Genomic DNA, 1,471 nt, shown 5'->3' on the forward strand with positions numbered 1-1,471 from the left:
ATCAAAAAAGCAAGCACAAGGGTACGAAGAAATGGCATAGCGCCTCCTTACGTTTTAGGAAGAAATAAAAGAAAGTGAACATCCTTTAAGAGAGCGGCATGGACGAAGTCGGGGGATGTCGTATTAGACGTTGATTTAAGGTTGGGTTTATTGGCCATACTGGTTCTGTTTATGGCGTTTTTACATGGGTTGAGTGGCTTTAAAAATTCGATTGCTCAAAGTCGGTGGCGACGTTGTAAAAGCGCCCAATTAAATCATTTTGGCTTATCCAGCCGTACGCCAGTGGCTTCATCTCTCCAGTGCTTGGATGCACCAAAATCAAGGCGGGCGTAAAAGGCACCGTGACTTTTCCTTGGTTGTGGCGGTTTTCTTTGAGGTGAGTGATGAAGGTTTCATCATTACTGATCCCAAGGAGCTCAAAATGGTATTGGTCAGCAAACGCTTGAATGGACGGGGCGAGTTGCTGGCTTAGCGTATCTTTTCCTTCATAAACAAAGAAAAAGCCCCATCCGTCTTGTTTCATCTTTTCAACCGCGTCGGTTTTCTTCTTATCCTCCAGTGCTAAATACACTTGTCTTGCCGCTTGCTCTGTCGGATGGTCTTTGGTGTAAGAGAACTCAGGTCTTTCGAGCAGCAGCGCTTTAAAGGTCATGCCTAATTGGTCGGTTTGGTCCGTGATAAAATGATTCAACGCTAAAAATCTCGCTAACTTGTCTTTATCTTTAGGGTGAAGGACGGCATCGTTTTGCGCTTCGATATGCACCGAGTGAAACCAGGCCATTTGTTCGGTCGCCGATAACGTTTTAGGGCTTGAGACAGTCGTTTGAGTGTTATTTGGCAGTGGCTTTGGTTTGGGTTTGTCGGGCCTTGCTTTTGGTTCGTTGTACCATCGCCACCCTGGAGGAGGTTCCTGAGCAAGAGCGGGATGGAGGTGAGCAAGCAGCGTTAGGGTAATGACGTAAAGCCATGTTTTTTTCATCATCATAGGCCTTGGTTAAGTGCGGCAAAGCGATTAAGAGGTTACACACTTGGGTCTTTCGCGTAAGTGGCGCATCTGCTGTGGTGATGGATTGCGCAGCGTGAGTAAGTACTGAAGGTATTTATCGTGCAGCAAAGCGTGGTGTTTCGACCACATACCTTACTCACTACTAAAGTAGTGAGTCTGTTTCTCAATGTTTTCTATCAGCTCTCGATATTCATCCAGCCTTTTCGTGATGTCGGGATAGTGGTCTAGCTGTTTGATGTGTATCACATCACTTGGAATGAGGCGTAAAAGCGTCAAGGTGTTGAGTAAAAAATTTTGAAGGGGTTTGATAAGCATAACGATGTCCTTCTTGAGCATTGAGGTGTGTATGTCATGGTGTGCCGTTGGTATAGAGCCGCCTGTTATCCGCCCGTGGCACTTTGAAGTCGTTGCTTGATTTCATCAAAGTTGGGGAGGTTGGTGTTGGCACGCATTTCCGGGTAGAAC

2 protein-coding genes are annotated in these 1,471 nt (G+C 46.2%); both read right to left on the reverse strand.

The features are described from left to right. Positions 1-199: 199 nt before the first annotated feature. Positions 200-985, reverse strand: coding sequence for a type-F conjugative transfer system pilin assembly protein TraF (traF, locus tag ACED53_RS23350; protein ID WP_305373625.1), 786 nt, complete (start codon positions 983-985; stop codon positions 200-202). Between the two features lie 153 nt (positions 986-1,138). Beyond that, positions 1,139-1,321 (reverse strand): hypothetical protein, encoded by a 183-nt coding sequence (locus ACED53_RS23355; RefSeq protein ID WP_017096425.1) that lies wholly within the window; start codon positions 1,319-1,321, stop codon positions 1,139-1,141. Between the last annotated feature and the right edge of the window lie 150 nt (positions 1,322-1,471).

Origin of the sequence: Vibrio sp. 1F169, from assembly GCF_041439605.1 — a bacterium.
Taxonomy (GTDB): Bacteria; Pseudomonadota; Gammaproteobacteria; order Enterobacterales; family Vibrionaceae; genus Vibrio; species Vibrio tasmaniensis_A.